This window comes from Kitasatospora sp. NPDC059722, from assembly GCF_042733235.1.
Taxonomy (GTDB): domain Bacteria; phylum Actinomycetota; class Actinomycetes; order Streptomycetales; family Streptomycetaceae; genus Kitasatospora.
Genome location: NZ_JBHWGD010000239.1, coordinates 1 through 3,482 on the forward strand (window position 1 = coordinate 1; position 3,482 = coordinate 3,482).

The 3,482-nt window shown below is 75.8% G+C and carries 4 protein-coding genes; 1 reads left to right on the top strand and 3 read right to left on the bottom strand.

The genetic code is table 11. From position 1 onward, the window contains the following. Positions 1 to 1,321: DUF6777 domain-containing protein (locus ACFV4F_RS42865; protein ID WP_380511369.1), on the bottom strand; the 1,321-nt coding region annotated here is incomplete at its 3' end. Between the two features lie 226 nt (positions 1,322 to 1,547). Here ACFV4F_RS42865 and ACFV4F_RS42870 point away from each other — a divergent pair. Continuing rightward, complete coding sequence (locus ACFV4F_RS42870) at positions 1,548 to 2,888, top strand: streptophobe family protein (RefSeq protein WP_380511372.1); 1,341 nt, start codon at positions 1,548 to 1,550, stop codon at positions 2,886 to 2,888. Positions 2,889 to 2,922: 34 nt separating this feature from the next. On the opposite strand, the gene ACFV4F_RS42875 is transcribed toward ACFV4F_RS42870, so the two are convergent. Together ACFV4F_RS42875 and ACFV4F_RS42880 are read right to left on the bottom strand one after the other, a co-directional pair. Further along, entirely contained in the window at positions 2,923 to 3,297 is a 375-nt protein-coding gene (locus tag ACFV4F_RS42875; RefSeq protein ID WP_380439894.1) for a DUF1304 domain-containing protein, read from the bottom strand. Beyond that, on the bottom strand, positions 3,294 to 3,482 hold a 189-nt coding region (locus ACFV4F_RS42880), incomplete at its 5' end, for a hypothetical protein (RefSeq protein ID WP_380511375.1). The genes ACFV4F_RS42880 and ACFV4F_RS42875, both read right to left, overlap by 4 nt.

Genomic DNA, 3,482 nt, shown 5'->3' on the forward strand with positions numbered 1-3,482 from the left:
GGGAGGTGGTGGTCGCCGTCGCCGTCGCCTTCGTTTCGGGCGGGCTGCCCGAGGAGGACGACGGCCCGCCCGACGAGGTGGTCGAGCCGGAGGTCGTGGAGCCCGACGTGGTCGAGCCGGACGTCGTGGACCCGGACGTCGTGGACCCGGAGGTGGTCGAGCCCGACGTCGTGGAGCCGGAGGTGGTCGAACCCGACGTCGTGGAGCCGGACGTCGTGGAGCCGGACGTCGTCGAACCCGAGGTCGTGGAGCCCGAGGTCGTCGAACCCGACGTCGTGGTCCCCGAGGCCGATGTCGAGGCTGTCCCCGACGGCGTGCCCGGCCGCCACGGCGTGGGCGGCGGGATCCACGGCACCAGCGGCTCCCTCGGCGGCCCCACGGGCCGGTCGATCACTTCGAGCCGTCCGGTCACACGGGAGAACCAGCCGCCCGTCTGGATGTTGACCAGGATGATCTCGGTCACCGGCTGCGGCGCCGGCACGACGATGATCAGTGTGGTCGGCTCGAAGCCCTGCCAGGGCCTGCCGATGTACTTGGCGTTGGCCACCAGCACCGGCGCCTTCAGCGGGTTGCCGCACGAGCAGCGCACCCGGGGCACGCCCTGCGCGTCCACCAGGACGGCGGTGCCGGCCTGGAGCGCGGACTGGTACTCCGTCACCACGCCGCTCTTGTAGTTGTGGTTGGTCACCCGGGTGTCCACGCGCAGGTACGCCGAGGTGAGCGAGCGCAGGTAGGACGGGATCGCGCCCTGGTCGATGCCTGCGGCCGACGCCCAGGCCCGGCCGACGTCGCCGGTCGAGACCATCGCGATCAGTCGCTCGGTGTCGCAGCTCGGCTTGGACATCGTCCCGCCGTAGACCCCGCTCGACGTCCCCTGCACGCTGTGGAGGGCGGCCGGCGAGGCGCTGTGGCCGGGCTGCTGCGCGGGGGAGGTCACCGGGGCGGGGGCCGGGGCGCTCACCGGGGTGGTTTCCACCGATTGGGTGAACGGGTCGGGGCCCGAGTCGGCCGGCGCCTGCAGCGCGACCTCGTTGGCGGTCGGCACCATCTCGTTCTTGCTGCCGCCGCTCTGGTTGTTCACGACCAGCACGGTGGCCACCACGGCCGCCGCCAGCACCCCCGCGCCCACCGCGATGCCGCGTCCGGAGCGCCACCACGGACGGCGAGGCCCGCGCCCTGGGCCGCCGGTGGGCGGTCCGGACTGTCCCGGCGGCCCGGAGGGCGGTGGCGGGACGGAGGGCGGGCCGGCCGCGCCGCCGCCCGAGAGCGGGCCGGACGGGGGGCCGACGGGCGGGCCGGAGGGAGGGGGTTGGGAACTCATGGCGGCTCCGTTTCGTAGGCGGCCGGCGCAGAGGGCCGGCGGGGAACGCTTCTGCCGCTGGGTTCCATTTCTCCCCCCGTGCCCCGGATGTCGCAACAGCGGGCACGCGCACCGTCGCCGCGCGTGCCGACGCCGCTTCGGCCAGGCTGGAAGCCGTCCGGCAGACCCGGAACCCGTCCGGCACACCGGAACCCGTCCGGCACCCGCAGGAACAGCAGGAGGCGACATGCAGCAGGCCGCGACCGCCCCCGCCGGAGCGCCCGGCGCCGTGCGCGGGTGGCTGGACGCGCTCGCCGTCGTCGTGGCCGGGCTCGCCGCGATGGCGGCGGTGGCCGCGCTCGGCCTCTGGCTGGCCGGCGCGGACGACCTCCCGGGCGGCGGGTTCCCGTCGGTGCTCGCCGCCACGGTGGCGCTGGCCGTCGGCGGGTCCGTCCAACTGGACGGCGGGGCCGGTCAGTTCGCCGCCGTGGACGCCGGGATCAGCGCGATGCCGCTGTCCGTCGGGCTTGCCGGCGCGGTGGTGATGGCCGAGGTGTTCCTGCGTCAACTGCGCTTCCGCGCGGTGACCGGCGGCAACGAGTTGCTCGGCCGGATCGTGCGGACGGTGGTGCTCTGGCTGCTCGCCCTGGTCCTGCTCACCCTCGGCGCCTCGCACACCTTCACCGTCCCGCTCGGCGGCGGCATCGAGCAGGCCATCGGCAACGCGCTCGGCCTGACCCCCGAGGTGGGCTTCCACGCGGACGGGCCGACCACCGTCGGGATCGGGCTTGCGTGGCTGCTCGTGGTGCTCGCGGGCACGTTCGCGGTGTCCCGGCGGGCGCCGCTGCCGCGCGCGCTGCTGCCCTACCAACAGGCCGTGCGCCCGGCCGCGTTCGCGCTCTGGACGGTGCTGCTCGGGTACGTCGCGATCGGCGTGGTGGCGGGCGTGGTGACGGCGCTCGCGCACGGCAACGGGCGGCAGACGATGGCGGTCGTGCTGCTCGCCCTGCCGAACCTCGGGTGGCTGGCGTTCGGCGTCGGGCTCGGCGCCGAGTGGCACGGCCGGCTCTCCGGGGCCCTCGGCCTGCCGGTGCCCAAGCCGCTCGCCGACGTGCTGCGCGCACCGGAGGGCCACGAGGCGACGGTGAGCCTCGGCACCCTCGCCGACCAGGACGCGCGCAGCTGGTGGCTGCTGCCGATCGCCGCCGTCCTGCTGCTCGCGGCCGGCTTCCTCGCGGCCTACCGCTCGCCGAGGACCGTCCCGCTGTGGCAGCACGCCGTCCGGCTGGCGCTGGCCACGGCCGTGGCGGTCGCCCTGATCGGGGCGTGGACCCGGGTGGACGCCGACTACGGGCTGTCCGTGCTCGGCGTCGGCGTGGGGGACAGCGGGCTCGGCGGCCTCCTGGGGTCCGTCCTCGGCAGTGCGGGCGGCCCCCTGGCCGGGCTCGGCAACGGCAGCCTCACGCTCCACCCGTACCTGTGGACGGCCGTGCCCCTGGCGGCCGGCTGGGGACTGCTGGCCGGTGCTCTCGGCGCGCTGCTCGCGGCGCGCGTCGGACGCCGGGGTGAGGTGCCGGAAGAGGGCTGAAGCGTGTGACCGGTCGGGGCCTCAGATCGGGGCCTCAGAACGCCTCGGCCAGCAGGACCACCACCGGGGGCAGCGCCTGGGCGAGGGCGCCGCGCCAGACCTTGGGTTCCGAGACGAACAGGATGACCCCGCCGGCGATCATGAAGGTGCTGACGTAGGTGATCATCGCCCGACCGGCGGTGTCGTGCCGGGTGTGCAGCAGGACCAGCCCCGCGACCAGGCCCAGCGCGAGGAACAGGTTGTAGAAGCCGACGTTGAAGCGCCACACCCGCACCTCCGGGGCGTCCGCCGTGCTGCCGGTGAGCAGGAAGCGCACGCGCGGGTGCCCGTACAGGAAGCTCTCCAGCGGCCACGCGATGATGTGGACGGCGGCGGCGAGCATGGCGAAGACCTGGCTGACGGTGTTCATGGGGCGTACCGCTCCTCTCCGCCGCGCGGCGGCGGGTGGACGACCGGCGCGGCCCACGCGGGCGGCTCGGGCACGGAGGAGACCGCGGCGACCGCCGGGACCACCCGGGTCGGCGGTGCGCCGGCCGGGCCGGCGGGGGGGGCGGGGGCGGCGGGGACCGCCGCGCGCGGGGGGGGGGCCGGAGG